We start from the raw sequence: 20,214 nt of genomic DNA, 5'->3' as shown, positions 1-20,214 counted from the left end.
TCTTATCCATCATTATTTTATCATTAATTTAAAATATCATCATTTTGTCCGTCTTAATGTTAAGATGAAACTACAATATCCTTTCAAGGAGGTTCACATGTTTAATCTTCGTTTCGACAACTCTTATTTAAAGTTATCTGATGACTTTTATGAAATTAGTCAGCCCGACAAACCCGCTCAACCTGAAGTTGTTATATTTAATACAAAATTAGCGGAGCAACTTAATATAGATGTATCCATTCAAGATCATCCTGAATATTTATCAGGAAAAGAGATACTGCCCGGAAGTCTACCTGCTGCACATGCATATGCCGGACATCAATTTGGTCATTTCACAATGCTTGGAGATGGACGTGCACATGTGCTTGGTGAACATTTGACAGAAGACAACAAGCGTTATGATATACAGTTAAAAGGTTCTGGTCGTACAATCTTTTCTCGTTCAGGCGATGGTCGCGCTGCTATTGGTCCGATGCTTAGAGAATATATTATTAGTGAAGCGATGTATCAATTAAATATTCCTACTACAAGAAGTCTTGCAGCGTCCCTCAGCGGAGACAATGTTTACCGTGAAACATCTTTACCAGGTGCTGTACTTGTTCGCATTGCTCAAAGTAATTTACGCGTCGGCACATTTGAATATGCAGTGCGCACTGAGAATAAAAATAATATTAAACAATTAGCAGATTACGCAATATCACGTCATTATCCAGAAATAAAGCACAATCATAACCCATATCTTTCTTTACTTAACATAGTGATTGAAAAGCAAGCTTCTCTTATCGCACAATGGCAATCGATTGGATTTATCCATGGTGTAATGAACACAGATAATATGACGATTAGTGGTGAAACAATTGATTATGGTCCTTGTGCTTTTATGGATACGTATCATCCATCGACTGTATTTAGCTCAATCGATCAATATGGTAGGTATGCTTACGATAATCAGCCGAGTATCGCACTTTGGAACTTAACACGCTTTGCTGAAACGCTTATTCCATTAATTGATGATGATGATGCACTAGCAATACAATATGCAGAAACTGCACTTGGTACGTTTCAGGATTTATATGTTTCTCATTATATGAAACGCTTTGGTCAAAAGATTGGCATTGAGAACATTCAACAACAAGACTTCCAACTCGTGATTGATTTACTTGCATTATTAGAGAAATATGAACTCGACTTTACGAAGACTTTCAGAAGTTTAGCGACTCACACATTTAAAGAAGAAGTATGCTTTAAACACGATGATGTACAAGCCTGGTATAAACGATGGGAAGATATTATTCAACAAGATGAATCAACCGATGCATTTAGTTTAATGCAATCCGTCAATCCTGCAGTAATCCCAAGAAATCATCTCGTAGAAGAAGCACTGAGTGATGCTACACTTGCTCAGGATTATACGAAGTTACATCAATTACTTGAAGCATTAAGTCATCCTTTCGATGATCATCATGAGGCACAGTATTTAAGTCCAGCCCCTCCAACTGACAGAGTATATCAGACGTATTGCGGGACATAAAAAGCATAGTATAATATAACAAGAACATATTATAAGGAGACTTCATATGAATGCATTTGCTAAATTGAGCCTGGTTGGTTTAATTGTCGCCACAACATCCCCATTACATGAGACACATGCAGCTAACCATAAAAGTTGTTCTATTCATGTCAGTAATAAGACAATATCTAAAATCAATGGTATACCTATAGCGAATAAACAATACTATATGTCAAGAAAATATAATCCAGGTGCCAATAAAACGATGATTAAGTGGTACAACAAGATGAAAGCAGATGCTAGAAAGCAAGGTATCAATCTTGAAATCGTTGGTCAAACTGGAGCATATGGCTATAGATCGTATGCAACACAGCAATATCTTTATAATAGTTATGTCGCATCTTACGGACAAGCTTATGCAAACCGTATTTCAGCAAGACCTGGTACAAGTGAACATCAATTGGGGCTTGCTATGGATATTAAAGATGGCACGAATTATGGTACATTATCGACATCATTTGAATATACCGCTGCGTCAAAATATCTTCAGAAAAATGCTCATAAATACGGATTTATCATCCGATATCTAAAAGGTAAAGAACAAATCACAGGATTTATGTATGAACCTTGGCATATTCGATATGTAGGACGTACACATGCAGCACGTATCAAATATAATAACGTAACATTAGAAGAGTATTTCGGTATTCAGGGGAAGAAACGTCTATCTTCCGGCAAACACACAGTACGTGGTGTGATTTGTAAATACTAATGTTTTGCTCTTACTTAATTATATATACTAATTCTCTCATATTAAAAAAGTGAAATACGATTAAATATCGCATTTCACTTTTTGCAATAAATAACACATTCAAATCGACTGTTTATTAATCCAGCTTATCTAAAGGTATAACATTATCATAATCAATACCTTCTGCAATCCTTCTCTGATGTGAAATTGTATAAAGTTCTGATCTTAATTGAATTATCTCATCATCAGCTAACGGAGTTAAGTTAGAACCCGTTTGAAATAAATCAAAGACCTCAATATTTTCTTTAACCGCTTCTCTAATTTGAATAGTACCTATTTCAACCAACTGATAATCATTCGGTAATTCAGAGATAGGATGGGGTTGTTGGTGAATCTCTGCTTGTAAAATAATCCTTTCACCTTTTAACGTTGTTCTAAATCTTACAAATTTACCCTCATTCGTTTTAAAGTAATGTAGATTGTAATACGTTTTCTCTTTAAACGTTGGCAGTATAGGTTGATTGAAGATAAATTTCTTCAAATCTTTATTGAATCCTTCAATCTTCATTAAATGTCTGAATAAATTAAGCTTAACACCTACGTTATCTTCATCATGAATTGCATTGCTATATTGTGCAATCTTGTATATTGAGTCGGCCTTAGTCCACGGAAAATAAGGAAATGTCACTAATACTAAATCGAAGGGATTAGACCCTTCGAAACGAATCGCCATACCTTTTAGTGGAACTAACGTTGTAATATGATTTTTAGTTGTTAAAGCATCCGATAATCTAACACGAGCATTGTGATACTGACCTAAAACCTTTTGTCCTTCAACATTCAGTTTAACTTCTCCAGAATAATTAAATCCTTTCGTATGCGCACGCTTACCACCTTTTGAAGTTTTCGCTAACCTTTCGATGGTCTGGATGATATAAAGTGCTTTATCTTTCATAAAATCTCCTCCTTTAGTTTTTAATTACCCTAAAAAAGAGGTCTTTACATCATTTGGTATTATATGTAAAATGCTGAAACAAATAAAATATACATATTTGATTCGTCTATCGTCTCAAATCATCAGATAAAATAATTTGATACAAAACATTATCCAATGCCTATTAATAGATTTCATGAAATTTTCTTTCCAGTTCATAACCATCTCTCCTATGGTTAATATTTTTTATGTATGTATATATAAAAAGCGAAACCCGAAAATTTTTTTCGAATTTCGCTTAGCTATGGTAAATCGAAGGTTTACTTACTTATGCACCAGACCTTTTTAAATTAATAATTCCATCATAAATCTGAAAAGTACCTATGCCTATTACTGCATTGCCTATCCAGAATTGCTAGTATATCTGACTACTTTCTTTATGCGTCGGTATGTAAAAATAAACATGGCATTACAACAAAGCCACACATCGCAGTTAATAATACACCATCAGATGCTGAACAGATTTCTTTTGTCATCTCATCATAACAGTGTTCCCACTACAAAAACTAATAAAAAATAATCTCGTCAATAAAAACCGCCAGACCAGTCTCAAATATATAGCCAAATCAGTTTTATATCTTTTCAGATTTAACGCTTTTGAGCAACGTATTGCTCTCCTAACTTATCCTTAAATAATTATTCTGGCTTAAATACAACCTTAATATTATTATCACGCTTTTTATCGAAAACTTTATAAGCTTCATCCGCTTTTTCTAGTGGGAAAGTATGCGTGATAATTTCAGTTGGATCAAATACTTCATCTTTAATCATTTCATATAATTTAGGCATTAAGTGAATAACTGGTGCCTGCCCAGTAGTTAAACGAACATTCCTATTAAATATTAAATCAAGTGGAAAGTTATCAGCTGGTGTACCATAAATTCCTGTCAGTTGAATCGTACCAAATTTACGAACTGATTCTGCAGCAGTAATAATCGGACTAATTGTTCCTCTCTGTTGAGATTTTTTTGAAAGTTTTGGTTCCGGGCTTGATTGTGCGCCATCAAATCCAACACAATCGATAACCACATCTGCACCACCACTTGTTTGTTCTTTTAATAACTTTCCTATTTCTTTTTCTTTATCAAAATTATAAACTTCCGCACCATTATATTTTTTGGCATGCTCTAGTCTATGTTCGACATTATCTATTGCTATAACACGATCAGCACCTTTTAGCTTTGCAAATTTTTGTGCCATTAATCCAATAGGACCACATCCTAATACAATAACAGTATCTCCTGCTTTCACACCTGCATGTTCAACACTCCAATATGCAGTAGGTACTACATCAGATAAAAATAATACTTGTTCATCTTTTAAATCACTATCCGGGACTACAAATGAAGAGAAATCAGCATGAGGAACTCTTAAATACTCTGCTTGTCCACCCCAGAAATTGCCGTGCATCTTCCCAAAACCAAATAATGCACCGTTATCCATCTTCCAGTTGGCAGGTTCTTCATTAGATTGATCACATTGCGATTCCATTTGATTATTACAGTAGAAACAGTCACCACAACCTATATTAAACGGAATGACTACACGATCACCTTTTTTTAGTTTTTTAACGTCTTTACCGACTTCTTCAACAATTCCCATCGGTTCATGCCCGATAACAAAATCTTTATCCATAAACATATCGCCTTGATGATATAAATGTAAATCCGACCCACATATACCCGAAGCGGTAATCTTAATAATTGCATCAGTTGGCTCAATTATCTTTGGATCTGGAACTTTTTTCATTTTCATTTTCTTCTTACCTTGAAATGTTACTGCCTTCATATACAACACTCCCCTTTTATATTGTGTTACATACGAAATTAGTACCCCGTACTTGGAGTAATAAACAGCTACTAGCAGTGTTTGGAACCATCTCTACACTCCTTGCAGTGACATTTAGAAAACATAGTGAAAAACGTGTAGAAGTACCTGCTTAATATTAAAACAGCTACTAGCAATTAAGCTAATAGCTGTTTTTTGTATATAAGCATCTGTTTATGTGCAATATTTTTAATTGTTTTGATTAACAAATCTCATCAAATGCTTACCTGTTAATGATTTTTCTTCATAAACAATTTCACTAGGCACTCCACTATAGAGTACTTTTCCTCCGTCTAACCCTGCACGTGGTCCAATGTCAATCATCCAATCTGCATAAGTCATCATTGTTAAATTGTGCTCTATTACAATCACCGTATTATTTTCATCAATTAAATAATCAAAGATGCTTTTTAAGTTATCAATATCCGCTTCATGTAAACCTGTTGTAGGTTCATCAAAGATAAATATTTTATCTTCCACACCCTCATTAATATATCGACTAAGTTTCACACGTTGACTTTCCCCACCTGATAAAGTATCTAATGACTGCCCTAAAGTCATATAGTCTAGTCCTGTACGCTTTACACTGTTCAACACTTGATTAACATTTGCTATCGGAAAGAAATCGATTGCTTCTTCTACTGAGAGTTCAAGCATGTCTGCGATAGAATATCCTTTAACTTTTGCATCAAGTACTTCTGGACGATAGCGTTTACCGTGGCATACTTCGCATAGCTGAACAAAGTCTGACATGAATGCAAGCTCCGTCTTTATGACCCCTTTACCGTTACAATTTGGGCATGCACCTTCAGAATTATAGCTGAACATTCCTTTATTAAGCCCTGTCTCTTTGCTATAGTATGATCTAATATCATCAAAGACATTGAGGTAGGTAAGTAAATTGGAGCGATTTGTCGCATTTACAGGTTTCTGATCGATATAAATCACATCTTCTCTTTCACGCAGTCCTGTTTGTATTAACGTACTTTTACCGGAACCTGCAACACCTGTTACAACAGTTAAAACATGTTTAGGGATATTTACTGATACATCTTTCAAGTTATTCTTCGTAATATTTTTTAGTGCTAGATTTTCATTTGACACTCTTACTTCGGATTTAAATACGTGTGGCTGAGATAACGCCTTACCAGTCGGGCTACTACCTTTGAGCAATTCATTATATTTCCCGGTAAATATAACTTCTCCTCCATGCTTACCACTTCCTGGTCCGATATCAACACAATAATCTGCAATCTTAATGACATCAGGATCATGCTCAACAACGAGCACGGTATTACCTTTATCACGAATTGACAGCATGATTTGATTAATATTTTCAATATCTTCAGGATGTAGGCCCACACTTGGTTCATCAATAATATAGACTAAATCCGTAAGTGGACTATTTAAATGACGAATTAACTTAATTCTTTGAGATTCTCCCCCTGATAAAGTGGTCGTTTCTCGACTTAATGTCAAATAGCCTAAACCAACACGTTTTAACGCTTCTAATTGTTTGACTAAAGGTTCAATAATATACTGTGCTTTATGATCAACAATGTTATTCAAGAACTTAATTTCATCATTTATCGTTAGTTCACAAAAATCAGCAATGTTTAAGCCATTGATTTTACAACTTAATATTTTGTCATTTAGACGTTTACCTTTGCAATCCGGGCAAACCTGCTTTGTAACGATACGATTCACATCTTTAATAAATTTCTTCTTTTCATATGTATCGTTGATTAGAAATGATCTTCTGAATCGATAAATTAATCCTTCATATTTAGCCGTCTTCGGCCAGTTTGATGGTGGATTTTTTAATTTTATAGGTTCTTGATACAAAAATGTATCCATCTCTTCTTTAGAATAATCTTTCAATTTCTTATCATTGTCAAATAATCCCGTATTTAAATAACGTCTACCACGCCATGTATTAGGTCCAAAAGATGGGAACTTGATTGCATCTTCATTTAGTGAACGATCGAAATGTAATAACTCATTTAAATCAATATCTTCTAAATAACCTAACCCATCACACGTTTTGCACATACCATTCGTATTATTAAAAGAAAAATCCATAGAATATCCTACAAATGGCTGTCCAATACGTGACCACAATAATCTCACACCAGAGTAGATATCTGAAATTGTTCCTACCGTGGATCTTGAGTTTCCACCAATTCTATCTTGTCCAATGACCATTGATACAGGCAAATTCTCAATACGATCGACAACAGGTTTATCATAATGATTAAGCTGATTTTGTATATAAGTACTATACGTTTCATTTAATAGGCGCTCGCTTTCTGCAGCAATCGTATTAAATACTAGAGAAGACTTCCCAGAACCCGAGCGTCCTGTAAAGACAGTCAGTTTATGTTTCGGTATCTCAAGAGATATATCTTTTAAATTATTCTGCTTTGCTCCAATAATCTTGATCGGTTTCATTGAATCACTCCATAGTAATTTATAGTTTATATACCCTGATTATCGGATTTTATTAAAGTCTGTTTTAGCTATACTACATACATAAATCTTAATTTCTAATAGCATCTTAAATAAATCTTATTTTTCATTTGAATTATCGCCATTATCAAGATTAATTGTAGCCAAAAAGTCATCACCCCAATTACAAATTGAAGAAACAACATTATCAAGTTTTAATCCTATTTCTGTTAACTTGTAATCTACTTTAGGGGGAACGACTGGATAGACGGTTCTTTCAATAATTTTGTCGTGCTCTAATTCTCGCAACTGTCTGATTAACATACGTTGATTGATGTCCGGCAATTTGTTTTGTAATTCACTTAATCTTAATCTATCATCATGTAAGAGATGATAAATGATTGCAATTTTCCATCTACCTCCAATTACAGATAACGCCAAATCTTTCGATGTATAAAATTCTTTATTATTATATTCAATGAACATATTCATTCCTCCTTTCTATGGTGACTAAAATGTCAGTATTGTTATTTGTAATCTATAGTATCATAATGGCATTATAAAAGATAGAGAGGGGAAATTATTATGAAATTACAATTAGCAATCGATTTATTAGATCAAGTAGAGGCAGCAAAGTTAGCTCAAGAAGTAGAAGAATATATTGATATCGTAGAAATTGGAACACCTATCGTTATAAACGAAGGGCTATCTGCCGTTGAACATATGAGTAAATCAGTTAATAACACACAAGTATTAGCAGACTTAAAAATTATGGATGCTGCTGGATATGAAGTCAGCCAAGCTATAAAGTTTGGTGCTGATATCGTAACAATCTTAGGAGTGGCTGAAGATGCTTCAATTAAAAGCGCTATTGAAGAAGCACACAAACACGGTAAAGAACTATTAGTTGATATGATCGCAGTTCAAAATTTAGAACAGCGCGCAGCTGAATTAGATAAAATGGGTGCTGATTATATCGCAGTTCACACTGGCTATGATTTACAAGCTGAAGGAGTATCACCTTTAGAAAGTTTACGTACTGTGAAATCAGTGATTTCAAATTCTAAAGTAGCTGTAGCTGGAGGTATTAAACCTGATACAATCGAAACAGTAGCAGCCGAAAAACCTGACCTAATCATCGTAGGTGGCGGTATCGCAAATGCTGATGATCCAAAAGCTGCTGCTAAAAAATGTCGTGAAATCGTTGATGCACATGCTTAATCATTTTGAATTAATTTTAAATGAAATAAAGCAGACATTATCACATGTTGATGAAACAAATTCAGAAAAATTTTCAAAAAAGCTTATGAATGCATCATCAATATTTGTAGCTGGTAAAGGCCGTTCTGGTCTCGTTATTAAGAGCTTCGCCATGAGATTAAACCAATTAGGCAAAAAGGCATATGTCGTGGGTGAAACAAATACACCATCAATCCAGAAAAATGATGTCTTTGTTATAGCATCAGGTTCAGGATCTACAGCTCATTTAAAATTGCTCGCACAAACAGCGAAAGATAATGAAGCATACGTATTATTATTATCAACAAAAGACGAATCACCCATTGCTGATATTGCAGACTTAACCATCGTATTACCTGCTGGTACAAAATACGATGCAGAAGGTTCAAAACAACCTTTAGGAAGTCTCTTTGAGCAGAGCAGTCAAATCTATTTAGACAGTGTCGTGTTAACGATTCAAGAAGCACTAAATGTTGACGAAGAAACAATGCAGAATAATCATGCGAATTTAGAGTGATAAGAATCAGAAAATAGACAAAGAGACCTTCCTATAATTATAGAGAGGTCTCTTATCATGTGTATGTAATAATAAAAACCGCATCACTTGTGGTACGCTTCAGTGTATCGGTTAATCCTAAGGTTCAAAAATAACCCAATAACCTCATTAACAATGATACACTTGCGCGTATCGTTTTAGAGTGAGGTAAAAGAGCATACCAAGAAAGCTGACCATTGTATTATTGGTATGCTTTCTTAATTATTCCATCATTTTCATTAATAATTTTTTCTAGCACTCTATCCGCTCTTCCGACAAAGTTCAAATTTTTTGGGAAATCAAACTCGATAATAACTCTTTCTCCTGGTTTAATCGTTTCTTCAGAATCAGTAAATTTCAGATCTTTATTCATAAATATTATCCTCCTTAGAGATGTTCTATTTCGTATAAAAGATTTCATTCACCGTCATTTCAAAGTATTCACTTAAAGCTAATGCCAGTTTTAGGGTTGGATCGTATTTATCTTGTTCTATAGCAATAATAGTTTGTCGCGTTACACCCATTGATTTTGCTAATTGCTCTTGGGTTATTTTTCTCTCTTTTCTTAATATCTTCAAATTGTTTTTCATCAGCTTAAATATCCATATACCAAACCTAGTACAAGACAAATTGCGAATACAAGGAACATTGTTATTAAAATAGGTTTTATTTTGTCATTTCCCATTTTGCTTTGCATCATCATTATATTAACTCGATAAACTATCAACATTGATAACATCACTAAAAATGAATTAGAAAGATTACCATTAACAACAAAGTGATAGATACTCATAATGAGCAGCATTCCCATACCGAAAAACCAACTGAATTTAATGCTCTGGTTTGATTGATGTAATTCCATCTCATCTGGTATTCTCATCTAAATCCCTCCTCAAAATGTTAAAAGTTCTTTACATTCTTATAGTATAATATTTACACTAAAATGTAAAGAACTTTTAACATTTATCATTCCCAATATATTTTCCTCTTTACTCTAACGTCACGTCATACCTTACGATTGACGTAAGGAGGTGATGACATGGAATTCTATCAAATGCCGTTGTTTAATAAAATATTGGTGAGAGATATTGAAAAAGCTGAGAAGTGGTATCTTCACACTTTAGGTTTTCAAAGTGTGTTCAAGTTTCGCAATGAAGAGAATGAAGTAATTATGAATCACTTGAGACTTATGAAGTATCAGGATATCATGCTGATTCAGTCTGATGACTTTACTAGTGGAAATGGTTGTTTCATTAATACTCTTGTTAATGATATCGAAACAATATCGAAATCGATATCTGATATGTATGTATTACAACCTTTAGAACAGATGCCGTGGAATGCGAAGGAAATGACTATTATTGATCCTGATGGTTATCAAATAACATTAACGGAATCGAATATTAAAGATGAGGATTTTGATAAATTAATGAATAGTGCTTCTAAAAACTTTTAGAATAAACAGTAGCGATTAGAATTTTAAATCGCTACTGTTCTATATATTACATATTAAACTTATATTCACCCATCTTATAAAAATGTTCAGTCTGCCATTTCTGACTCACCATTGCAGTTTTATTCAAATCTTTGACCCATGGCGGATAGACTCTAAAAGCCATTTTGCCTTTTGAATTATCTGCTTTGACAATACCTTTTTCGATTAGGATCGAAACAGGGAAAACAAACTGAACTTCATTATAGTCATCAAGAATATTAATTACAAGGTAATCGCCAATATGATCTTCATTAAAAGGTATATTTTTATTAAGGGAATCTTTCTTCCATATAGCAACGAAATATCCAGGTTTCTTAGGAGTTTTCTTTGCTAATCTATTTTGAAACTAAATACTTTACATGATAAATTCATACCTTCATATTCTTCATTCCAATCTTCTTGAAATAATATATTAACTACGAAAGAAATTCCTCCAATCTTATGAGCCGTCGGAGAAATTATTAAATATATTAAATTCTATTTAATTAATCCCTTGTATAACCTTCTTTATCTTTGTTTAAAATCCAATTACCACCGTTCAGATAGCTCGCATAACTTAACCATGAAACATATGGGATCATCAATAATCCTGCTGTTTTTTCAAATTTGTAGAACTTATTAGCTGCAATATTACTTGCGGCTAGTAATACATAACTTTCAAGCAATGATATTTTTCTTAATTTTAAATTGAAATACAATAAAGACCATGCATAATTTAGGCCTAACTGAGTATAATGCACGCTTTTTAGTTCTTTTCTTTCTGCTTTATCTTCCGCTTTTTCATATGCTTTATCATATGCTATACCCATTGATGTATAAAGTATTGGCCATACAATAGGGAAAGCAATAGCTGGTGGTGAATATGGTGGTTTTTTATATTGTTTATAATCATCTTGGGCTTTAGCTGTCAGTCTTCCTATAATTAATCCCCCTGCAAGTGGTAATACTCTTCTCGTTATCTTTTTCAAATCAGTCATCATGTTTTCCCCCTCATTTTTAATATATCGTTAATCCATAAAACTCTTTTATCAATATTTATTTATAAATTTCCTGTTTTTTAAAATACTTAGCTTTGCTTTACATTAGTTTAAAAACTCTGTTTACAGTCGATTGGGGGCTAATATTATAAATTAATATCTACACCCAACATATGCATACCAATCAGTTGGATAACACCACTTGATGCACTTGGAAAAGCAAATATCATCTTATTCACTTCACGTCCGCTCATTTTTTTATTAATGATAATTGTCAATATATTAATCAGATCATCTGCCGCACTGCCATAGATAACCGCACCTTTTAATCTATTTCTACTATCAAGAACAACCTTCATTTCTGCTTCACGTTCGTGTTTATACTGAAATTCCAACTGTTCTCCAAATTTAACGGTTTTTACTTTATATCCAGGTTTTCGTTCTGCTTCCTCAACTGACATACCAACATGTGCAATCCTTGGTAGTGAATACACCACATTTGGAATTGCCGGATATTTAATCGGTATAAGTTTAAGTGCTTTTAATGGGAACTTTTTCATATCTGCATCTCTACCTAGTATATTCAGCGCGATATAATTTGATTCAAATGTAGCAGTTGGCGTTAATTTCGGTATTTTCTTATTTACAACATCTCCACTTGCATAGATGTTAGGTATATTTGTCTGCATATATTTATTTACTTTGATACCATGCTTATCATAATCTATTCCTATTTGATCAAGTCCAATATTTTCAACATTTGGTATACGGCCTGTTGCATCTACTACATAATCAGTTTCAAGTTGGAATGCTTTATCATCCGATAACTTTAAACCATTCTCGATATTCTCTAATTTCGTGACATCAATATTAAAATAGAATTTTACGCCTTCTGCCTCAAGTTTCTCAATCAGTTTCTTCACATAAGGCTGGTGATATGGCTTTAACACTTTATCAGAGTGTACAACAACTGAAACTTCGCTGCCCATCTTCGCAGCAATAGATGCAAATTCAATACTGACGAAACCGCCACCTAAGAATGTAATACGCTTTGGAAATTCTATTAAATCTAAGAAATCTGTACTATTATGAGTTAATTCCTTACCTTCTATGTCAAGCTCATTACTTCTTTGACCTGTTGCAATTACAATATACTTTGCTTTATAGTCCGTATCGCCTACATTTACAGTATGATTATCTTTTAGGATACCTTCACCTTTAATAATATCGATACCTTGTGATTCAAATATACTTTCTAATCCTTTATGCAGAGGACGTATCGTTTGTTGTTTGTATTCCATCAATTTTGACCAGTCAATTTGTGGTGTGTTTTTCACAATATCTTTATAATGTTGCAGAGATTCTACCGCTTCAAATGGACCTTCTAATAAGATTTTAGGATTACACCCATAATTCGTACACGTACCTGAAATTTTATCTTTCTCAATAATTGCTACACGTTTTTTCATTTGATTTAATATCAGTGCACCATGCCATGCTGCATGACCACTACCAATATAAATGACATCATAGTGATTATTATTCATATATTTACTCCTTAATTTTTATGATATTAATAAACTATATAATTACAATCTCTTCTAAGTTTTACAGATTAATATTACGACCTTTCCATTTCACTTCTTTTTTGATATAAATCGCGACAATGGATTTCGTAAATACAAATACGAAATAAGCGAGAACTAACGGATAGCACATAATTGTTAGTAATTTAAAATTTCCAAGCATACTAGATATCCAGTATAAGATAATTGTATACATAAGATAAAGTATTATTATTATTAACCATTTTTCTGGACATATCACTACTAATAAGGGAATAAAAGCTCCTGACATCCATAAAATGATAAGTGCTAACACACGCTTATCTGTTGCGGTAGAACCTGCAGCAAAATGTTTCATCCATCCTCTTGTCATAGCATGTATTCCATCTGGATACATACGAAAATGGATTATATTCTTACCGATATGATTATAAAGCTTAAACTGATGTGCTTTGAATACTGTGCCTAGACCAAAACCTTCAATCAATTGACCTGCTGCTGCACGGTGTCCATCCGTTGTAATATAATCTTGCTTTCTGCATATCACACATGGTCCAAACACACCATCTTCACCTTTAAAGATTGAGGTCGCATTTAGACCGAATACTGTAAGTATATTAAAATATAATGATCCTTGTTCGTACCATTGTTTCATTTCATGATATGGTTGTATCGACATGAGTCCACCCTTGTAGGCAGTAGTAATACGCTGGATTGCTTTTGTGTCATGGAAATGTGTGTCAGCATCCAAAAACAAAAGAATATCTCCATTCGCTGCTTCAGCACCTCTATAACATGCTGCTGACTTCCCTTTCCAGTCAGATTGATTATCAAAACTTATGACAATCGCACCTAAACTTTTTGCAATCCGAGCAGTATCGTCCGTTGATCCGTCATCTACAACTATACATTCATATACATCTGATAAATCAAAAGAACTGAGCAATTTTGTTAAGTTATGTGCTTCATTTCTCGCAGGAATAATCACACTGACTTTACGGCTGTGTGTCGGAATCGTGTTAATGAGCGGTCTGCGAACAAATAGCAGTAATCCTGATACAATACTTATTAAACTCCACAGAACAATCATTGTTCTTGTTCCTTTATCATTCTGCCTACCTGTTGTCCACTCAATGTTACCATAGGCATACCTCCACCTGGGTTAACTGTGCCACCAACAAAATAAAGGTTGTCAAAATGTTCACTGTGCTTTCTATGCTTAAATCCATTGTTGCTTTTACGATTAGATAACGTACCATAAATCGCACCACGATCTGAAAGATACATGTCTTCAATATCATGAGGTGTCCACATATCTTCTGTAACGATATGTCGACGTAAATCTTCAAGTCCCATATTTTCAAGCTTTACTAAAACACTTTCTCTTAGTTCCTGGTATTGTTTCTTCGTAAATGGTTTATCTTGAATATAAGGAATATGCGGTAGTATTTTAATATTTTCATGCCCCACTGGCGCTTGTGCTTTATCTGTTTTGTTAGTGTTTACTACATAAATCGTAGGATCAATCGGTAGTTTTTTTTCATTAAATACACGTTCAAAATTTTTCTTAGAATTATTAGAAAAAAAGAAATTATGATGCTGAAGCTGAGGGTATTCCTTATTTACTCCAATATGAAGTACAAGACCTGAGCTTGCAGGTTTAAATTTTTTCTTTAATGATGTTAAGTTTTTTGGTGGATTCACTAGCTTTTCATATAACGGTATAACTTCCATATTAGAAACGAAATAATCTGCAGTTATGCGCTTACCGTCCACAAGTTCCATAGCGACTATACGTTTGCCTTCTGTTTCTAATTTTACTATTTCGCTATCTAGGTGAAGTTTGACCCCTATCTCTTCAGCGAGCTTTACTATTGCTTCTCCTAGCAGATGCATACCACCAGGAACATACCATTCTCCTTGTTGATATTGCATATGACTCATCATATTGAGCACAGCAGGTGCATCATAAGAGGAAGAGCCTACATATTTGATAAAATATCCGATTATATCCCTAAATTCCTCATTCGATATATAGCGATTGATAGCCTGTTGCATCGTACTGAAATAATCAAAACCTTTAAACGCTTTAATAGGTCCATGATGTTTGATTAACTTTAATTTTGTATCGATACCCTGGTCAAAGTAACTATCTTTTGTCAATTCGTGAATACGTCCTGCATATGTCAGAAAATTTCTATACTCATTTATATCTTTGGCAGTGAGATGTTCGTTGTTTTCCTGCATTGCTTCAAGATCTTTATAAAGATCATAGATATGACCGGATGGAAAGAAACATCTCCATTGTAATGGTAGTTCAATGATATCAACGTAATCCTCCATTCGCTTGTGACTACCTTTAAATAAGTTCTCAAAGATATATGGCATTGTCAGAATAGAAGGTCCAAGATCGAATCCAAAGCCATCCTGGGTGAGACGATTAAGCTTTCCACCAAAATGACGATTTTTTTCGTATAACGATACATTGAACCCTGCCTGCCTTAATGTAATTGCAGCAGATAAACCTCCCAGACCTCCACCAATAACTACTACAGTTTTATTATTCATATGATTATTTCTCCCCTTTCAAATATACTATTGCTTCTTGATGTATACGATACTTGTCTAATGTTGAAACATGATTTCTTTTAGTAAGGCAATCATAGTTATTCCTTCTGACTTCATTTAGTATCTCTTTGTATACGAGCATAGATAATAATAGAGGTAGTCGTGCATGAATGTGATATTGGTTTATATAATGAAGGAATTCATCATAAAGGGTTTCAGCATATTCAGCAAGATATTCCCACATATTGATGAAATCACTGTTGATCTCAAAGGATGCTAGTTGTTGATTTGTATAGTTAAACTTATTCATAATCTGTTTTGGAATATAGACACGTTGGTATCGTTTAAAATCTTCTCCGATATCTCTCAAGATGTTGGTAATCTGCATCGCAATGCCTAGTTTTTCTGCATTTTCTTTCATTTCTAAAGTAACATTAGTCGAAAGAATCGGCAGCAGCATTCTTCCGACAGAACCTGCAACATACAAACTATAACGTTCAATATCTTTAATCGTTTCAGGTTGTGTATACATTAAATCCATCTGTTGACCTGTTATCTGCATCTTAAAAGCTGTCAAATCAAGGGGATATCGTTGATGTACATCTTTTAATGCGCGCCACATGGGTTCATCAATCAAGATTCCTTCTTCAAACTGGAGAAGTTTACTGTTAAAAGTATCAAGAACTGCTTTTCTATAATCAACAGAAGCAGTCCGGTCTACAATGTCATCAGCCATACGACAAAAAGTATATATTGCATATACTGCATTTGCATCATCTTCCGGGAGCTGCTTAAAAGCATAATAAAATGATTTTGAGTGACGTTTTATAATTTCTCTGCAATATTTGTAGTCTGTATAGATTGCATTCATAGTCTCACCTTAACCTTTGTCATCCAGCATAAGCTCGCCTGCAGCAATTTTAGATGACAGGAGTACGATAGGTACACCTGCTCCTGGGTGGGTGCTGCTGCCAGTAAAATATAGGTTCTCACAGTGCGTGGCTTTGCTTTGAGGACGTAGATGATTACTCTGAAAAAGTGTAGGCTGCAAACCAAATGTTGCACCATTATAAGCATTGAAATTTTTCTTAAACTCAGCTGGTGTCATCATCATTTCAGTGATAATCTCATTCCTGATATTTTTCATACCAGGTAGTTTTTCTAACTTATCGAGAATCTTATCTTTATAGAATTTCCTTGTTTCCTCATTCCATTCATATTGTGCAGTAGAAAGCTCTGATACAGGCATAAGTACATATAACCCATCTTTATCAGGAGGTGCAAGTGATGGATCAATCTTTGAAGCAATATACATATAGAGAGATGGATCTTCTATCTTGCGCCCATCAAATATTTTTTTTATATTGTCATCCAAATCTTCAGCAAATACAAAGTTATGAACATTCTCAATTTCTTCATATTTACGGTTTGTACCTAAATATAAAACAAAGCATGAACATGAGTAATCTAATTCATCTATCTTCTCATCCGTATACTTTCCTTTAGCTTCTTTTGATGTCACAAGTGATTTCATAGCATATGGAAAGTCAGCGTTACACATTACATAGTTTGAAGGTATAAGTTCATCATCTATCATAATTCCCTGGGCAATACCATCTTCTATTTTTATTTCCTGGACTTCTGTTTTATAGTGAATTTTACCCCCTAGCTCTATGAATAAGCGCTCCATGGCTTTTGCCATTGTATGCATTCCACCTTTAATAAACCAGATTCCATACAGAAACTCTATCATCGGGATAATTGTATATAAAGATGGGCTTTTAGAAGGTGAGATTCCGATGTACAATGTTTGAAAGCTAATCATATCTCTAAGCTTTTTATTTTTTATATACTTATTCATCGTGCTCTCTGCATTACCTAGTGTTCTCAACTTTAATCCCTGATTTATCATATTAAGGTTATAAAAATCTTTTTTATTTCTAAATGGCCTTTGAAGAAAATAATTTTTTGCAATATTAAAGCGGCTGTATAAATCGCTGATATATCTTAAGAATCCCTCTGCATCTTTTTCACTAGACATCTCAAAAAGTTGCATAAGTTCTACTAAATCATTGGAAATATCGATTTTCTCTCTTCCATTATTAAAATATCCTGAGAACATTGGGTTCAGTTTTTGCATCGGTATATAATCATCTGGATTTCTACCAGCCAGTTCAAAAACTTCCCGATACAATTCAGGCATCATTACAATTGTCGGTCCTACATCAAAGAAAAAACCATCCTTTTCAATCTGATGCATTTTCCCACCAGGCAAAGACTCTTTTTCATAAATTTCTACATCATAACCTTCATGCTGCAAACGAATTGCACTAGCAAGTCCTGCTACACCAGCTCCTATAACTATTACTTTTTTCATGTATTCCACCCCATGTTCTCATTTCTTTGTTGATACCAACTCCATACATCACCTTTGAGAATATAGTTAATTGAAGTCAAATCCTGTATACAAGTTTTACCTGACATGGTGAGAAGTATTATTAAATGCTCATTAAAATCATTAATATATTTAATTGCATCTTCTATACCTTCATTTTCAACTTTAAGTAATATTGGGCGGGAAATACCTACTGCTTGCGCACCAAGAACCATACATTTCAAAGCATCAAGTGGATTTCTAATGCCACCACTGGCTAAAACTTCTAATCCAGTTCCTTTACTTTCTAACAAGGATATAGCAGTAGTTTGGCCCCACCCTTTCATATAAGAGAAGTCTTTCAAGGTTCTTCTTTCATTCTCTATGTGAATAAAGTTAGTTCCACCACTTCCGCTTACATCTATCGTCGTTACTCCCACACTTTTAAGCTTGAGCATAGTCTCACGACTCATACCGAAGCCCACTTCTTTAACAATAATCGGAACATCTATCTCATTCACAATGGATTCAATATGACTTAGCCAATTACTAAATATTCTATTACCTTCAGGCATAATCAGTTCTTGAGGAGCATTCACATGAATTTGAAGTGCATCAGCCTGCAAGAAATCTACTGCCCTTTTAGCGAATTCTACAGGAACATCAGCCCCAACATTACTAAATAGAGGACCTTTGTATATATTACGGACAACTGAATAAGTTTCTTTTAATTGATTGCTTTTTAACGCTGCATGCGTAGATCCTACTGCCATTGCGCTATCAGTTTCACGCGCAACAATAGCAAGTTTCTCATTTATTTCTTGAGACCATTTACTTCCACCTGTCATTGCATTTATATAGATTGGAGTATTCAAATTGATACTATTAATTCTCGTGTTTAACTTAACATCTTTAACATCACATTCTGGTAAAGATTGATGAATAAGATGGATAGAATCAAAATCTGATACCTCTATATCTGGATGTCCTAGAGCCAACTGAATATGTTCATCTTTCCTCGAAATTCTTTTATCCACATAATCTCCCTCTTACTATTTAATCTTTATTTTCTATTTTGCTTATAGTGATAAATTTTTTCGAGTTTTGGCCTATTATAACGTTGTGTAATTATAAATGGAAAATTGCTAATTAATGCATAGAATACGTTAATCCATGCTGCATAACGTGGATTAAATAAGAAAAATAACGGTGCAGGTAACATTGAGATCCAATGTGTAAACTCAGCACGTCGCATTTCAATGATGAATTTATTAATAGTCGAAGAGCTGAAGTCAGGTAATTCTGATTTGTTATAGCCGTGCTTTATAAGAATAGAACCATCAGGTAAAAATGATTTCCATTTTTTAACCTTGAACAACTCGTTCCAAATGTCACCTGAGCGTTCAACCTTGAAAGTTTTAAATAATTTATTATGTTGAAAATATCTGTCTGAAATATTCGCTGATAACGAGGCTATGATTATATGTGCTGTGAACCATGCTATACTATTTATAACTATTAGTTTAATAGGCCTCATAAATCCTCCTTTACTGTAAAACAGCTTAAATATAGCTGTGCCCATAATTAGCATTAATCTATAAATTGCTAACTATTATCCTTATTATACCATTAAATATTCTCGTTAAACGAGTATGTAATACTCATATATTTCTCAATCTATACCTTGTAAATATTATTTAATATGATTATATTACTAAACTGGTGAACAGACAGCCGAATGATTACTCAAACTCTTATACAACGCATGTCTACTTACGGCTATGAAGAAAGTGACAAAAGATCTAGACGTATTAGAAGGTATCAATTATGAAGTAAATATGACTGGTTTGCTGCTCTTGAAAATCAAAAGCATTATATCTCATCACAGATAAACCAATGGTAAGGCAGATGATAAGTTAGTTCTATAGAGA

At 33.8% G+C, this 20,214-nt stretch carries 21 protein-coding genes; 5 read left to right on the top strand and 16 right to left on the bottom strand.

Going from position 1 to position 20,214, the window contains the following annotated elements; genetic code table 11:
• Positions 1-97: 97 nt before the first annotated feature.
• Both BHU61_RS07950 and BHU61_RS07945 read left to right on the top strand, forming a co-directional pair.
• A complete protein-coding gene (locus tag BHU61_RS07950; protein WP_242444236.1) occupies positions 98-1,531 on the top strand; it encodes a protein adenylyltransferase SelO in 1,434 nt (477 codons plus the stop codon).
• A 46-nt stretch (positions 1,532-1,577) separates the two neighbouring features.
• Positions 1,578-2,282 (top strand): M15 family metallopeptidase, encoded by a 705-nt coding sequence (locus BHU61_RS07945; RefSeq protein WP_111715971.1) that lies wholly within the window; start codon positions 1,578-1,580, stop codon positions 2,280-2,282.
• Between the two features lie 115 nt (positions 2,283-2,397).
• On the opposite strand, the gene BHU61_RS07940 is transcribed toward BHU61_RS07945, so the two are convergent.
• The 4 genes from BHU61_RS07940 to BHU61_RS07925 form a co-directional block, all read right to left on the bottom strand.
• The gene (locus BHU61_RS07940; RefSeq protein ID WP_111715970.1) at positions 2,398-3,216 is read right to left on the bottom strand and encodes a catalase family protein; all 819 of its coding nucleotides are present in this window, start codon (positions 3,214-3,216) and stop codon (positions 2,398-2,400) included.
• Between the two features lie 675 nt (positions 3,217-3,891).
• Positions 3,892-5,043: a zinc-dependent alcohol dehydrogenase gene (locus BHU61_RS07935; protein ID WP_111715968.1), complete on the bottom strand. Its 1,152-nt coding sequence runs from the start codon at positions 5,041-5,043 to the stop codon at positions 3,892-3,894.
• A 228-nt stretch (positions 5,044-5,271) separates the two neighbouring features.
• Positions 5,272-7,533 (bottom strand): ATP-binding cassette domain-containing protein, encoded by a 2,262-nt coding sequence (locus BHU61_RS07930; RefSeq protein WP_111715966.1) that lies wholly within the window; start codon positions 7,531-7,533, stop codon positions 5,272-5,274.
• Positions 7,534-7,650: 117 nt separating this feature from the next.
• The gene (locus BHU61_RS07925) at positions 7,651-8,016 is read right to left on the bottom strand and encodes a winged helix-turn-helix transcriptional regulator (protein WP_111715965.1); all 366 of its coding nucleotides are present in this window, start codon (positions 8,014-8,016) and stop codon (positions 7,651-7,653) included.
• 99 nt (positions 8,017-8,115) lie between these two features.
• On the opposite strand from BHU61_RS07925, the gene hxlA reads away from it, so the two are divergent.
• Both hxlA and hxlB read left to right on the top strand, forming a co-directional pair.
• A complete protein-coding gene (hxlA, locus tag BHU61_RS07920; protein WP_099482777.1) occupies positions 8,116-8,751 on the top strand; it encodes a 3-hexulose-6-phosphate synthase in 636 nt (211 codons plus the stop codon).
• Positions 8,738-9,286, top strand: a complete 549-nt coding sequence (hxlB, locus tag BHU61_RS07915; RefSeq protein WP_111715963.1) for a 6-phospho-3-hexuloisomerase — start codon at positions 8,738-8,740, stop codon at positions 9,284-9,286. The genes hxlA and hxlB overlap by 14 nt, the downstream gene beginning before the upstream one ends.
• A gap of 220 nt (positions 9,287-9,506) precedes the next feature.
• Here the strand turns inward: hxlB and BHU61_RS13430 are convergent, their stop codons facing one another.
• Genes BHU61_RS13430 through BHU61_RS07905 form a run of 3 tightly spaced genes read right to left on the bottom strand, consistent with a single transcriptional unit; the run spans position 9,507 to position 10,184 of the window.
• Entirely contained in the window at positions 9,507-9,677 is a 171-nt protein-coding gene (locus BHU61_RS13430) for a hypothetical protein (RefSeq protein ID WP_170122506.1), read from the bottom strand.
• Between the two features lie 25 nt (positions 9,678-9,702).
• A complete protein-coding gene (locus tag BHU61_RS07910) occupies positions 9,703-9,894 on the bottom strand; it encodes a helix-turn-helix transcriptional regulator (protein WP_111715962.1) in 192 nt (63 codons plus the stop codon).
• Positions 9,894-10,184, bottom strand: a complete 291-nt coding sequence (locus tag BHU61_RS07905) for a hypothetical protein (protein WP_111715960.1) — start codon at positions 10,182-10,184, stop codon at positions 9,894-9,896. Before BHU61_RS07905 ends, BHU61_RS07910 begins: the two co-directional genes overlap by 1 nt.
• A 159-nt stretch (positions 10,185-10,343) precedes the next feature.
• Here BHU61_RS07905 and BHU61_RS07900 point away from each other — a divergent pair, with 159 nt between their 5' ends.
• Positions 10,344-10,760 carry a glyoxalase superfamily protein gene (locus tag BHU61_RS07900; protein WP_111715958.1) on the top strand — a complete coding sequence of 139 codons (417 nt, stop codon included), beginning with the start codon at positions 10,344-10,346 and terminating at the stop codon, positions 10,758-10,760.
• Between the two features lie 46 nt (positions 10,761-10,806).
• Here BHU61_RS07900 and BHU61_RS13425 read toward each other — a convergent pair whose 3' ends face one another.
• The 9 genes from BHU61_RS13425 to BHU61_RS07855 form a co-directional block, all read right to left on the bottom strand.
• Positions 10,807-11,091: a MepB family protein gene (locus BHU61_RS13425; protein ID WP_242444241.1), complete on the bottom strand. Its 285-nt coding sequence runs from the start codon at positions 11,089-11,091 to the stop codon at positions 10,807-10,809.
• Positions 11,092-11,284: 193 nt separating this feature from the next.
• Positions 11,285-11,776 (bottom strand): TspO/MBR family protein, encoded by a 492-nt coding sequence (locus tag BHU61_RS07890; RefSeq protein WP_111716234.1) that lies wholly within the window; start codon positions 11,774-11,776, stop codon positions 11,285-11,287.
• 146 nt (positions 11,777-11,922) lie between these two features.
• The gene (locus BHU61_RS07885) at positions 11,923-13,323 is read right to left on the bottom strand and encodes a dihydrolipoyl dehydrogenase family protein (protein WP_111715955.1); all 1,401 of its coding nucleotides are present in this window, start codon (positions 13,321-13,323) and stop codon (positions 11,923-11,925) included.
• A gap of 61 nt (positions 13,324-13,384) precedes the next feature.
• Positions 13,385-14,431 carry a glycosyltransferase family 2 protein gene (locus BHU61_RS07880; protein ID WP_111715954.1) on the bottom strand — a complete coding sequence of 349 codons (1,047 nt, stop codon included), beginning with the start codon at positions 14,429-14,431 and terminating at the stop codon, positions 13,385-13,387.
• Entirely contained in the window at positions 14,428-15,909 is a 1,482-nt protein-coding gene (locus BHU61_RS07875) for a phytoene desaturase family protein (protein ID WP_111715952.1), read from the bottom strand. The genes BHU61_RS07880 and BHU61_RS07875 overlap by 4 nt, the downstream gene beginning before the upstream one ends.
• 4 nt (positions 15,910-15,913) lie before the next feature.
• Complete coding sequence (locus BHU61_RS07870) at positions 15,914-16,780, bottom strand: phytoene/squalene synthase family protein (RefSeq protein WP_111715950.1); 867 nt, start codon at positions 16,778-16,780, stop codon at positions 15,914-15,916.
• Positions 16,781-16,789: 9 nt separating this feature from the next.
• Positions 16,790-18,286, bottom strand: a complete 1,497-nt coding sequence (locus BHU61_RS07865; protein ID WP_111715949.1) for a phytoene desaturase family protein — start codon at positions 18,284-18,286, stop codon at positions 16,790-16,792.
• Positions 18,283-19,320 carry a type 2 isopentenyl-diphosphate Delta-isomerase gene (gene fni, locus BHU61_RS07860; RefSeq protein WP_111715947.1) on the bottom strand — a complete coding sequence of 346 codons (1,038 nt, stop codon included), beginning with the start codon at positions 19,318-19,320 and terminating at the stop codon, positions 18,283-18,285. Before fni ends, BHU61_RS07865 begins: the two co-directional genes overlap by 4 nt.
• 26 nt (positions 19,321-19,346) lie before the next feature.
• On the bottom strand, positions 19,347-19,820 hold the full coding sequence (locus BHU61_RS07855) for a glycosyl-4,4'-diaponeurosporenoate acyltransferase CrtO family protein (protein ID WP_111715945.1): 474 nt from the start codon (positions 19,818-19,820) through the stop codon (positions 19,347-19,349).
• Positions 19,821-20,214 lie beyond the last annotated feature (394 nt).

The organism is Macrococcus epidermidis (assembly GCF_003259695.1).
In the GTDB taxonomy this organism is placed as follows: domain Bacteria; phylum Bacillota; class Bacilli; order Staphylococcales; family Staphylococcaceae; genus Macrococcoides; species Macrococcoides epidermidis.
This window is presented reverse-complemented; position numbering and strand designations above follow the sequence as displayed.